The organism is Methyloversatilis sp. XJ19-13, from assembly GCF_024580155.1.
Lineage (GTDB): Bacteria > Pseudomonadota > Gammaproteobacteria > Burkholderiales > Rhodocyclaceae > Methyloversatilis.
The window spans coordinates 1-458 of sequence record NZ_JANINH010000044.1; the positions used below are offsets into that span (position 1 = coordinate 1).

Genomic DNA, 458 nt, shown 5'->3' on the forward strand with positions numbered 1-458 from the left:
GCCAACCGCATGACCGGCATCGTCAGCCGGGGCGGCTCCATCATGGCCAAGTGGTGCCTGGCGCACCACAAGGAGAGCTTCCTCTACACGCACTTCGAAGAGATCTGCGAAATCATGAAGGCCTACGACGTGTCCTTCTCGCTCGGCGACGGGCTGCGTCCGGGATCGATCTTCGATGCCAACGACGAGGCGCAGCTGGCTGAACTGAAGACCCTGGGCGAGCTCACCCAGGTCGCCTGGCAGCACGACGTGCAGGTCATGATCGAAGGCCCGGGCCACGTGCCGATGCAGCTCATCAAGGAGAACATGGACCTGCAGCTGGACTGGTGCGACGAGGCGCCCTTCTACACGCTGGGCCCGCTGACCACCGACATCGCCCCCGGCTACGACCACATCACCAGCGGCATCGGCGCGGCGATGATCGGCTGGTACGGCACGGCCATGCTCTGCTACGTCAC

The 458-nt window shown here is 64.6% G+C and carries 1 protein-coding gene; it reads left to right on the forward strand.

Annotated elements, in window-relative coordinates; translation table 11 throughout:
- Positions 1-458: phosphomethylpyrimidine synthase ThiC (locus NMQ14_RS19635; RefSeq protein WP_257098513.1), on the forward strand; the 458-nt coding region annotated here is incomplete at both ends.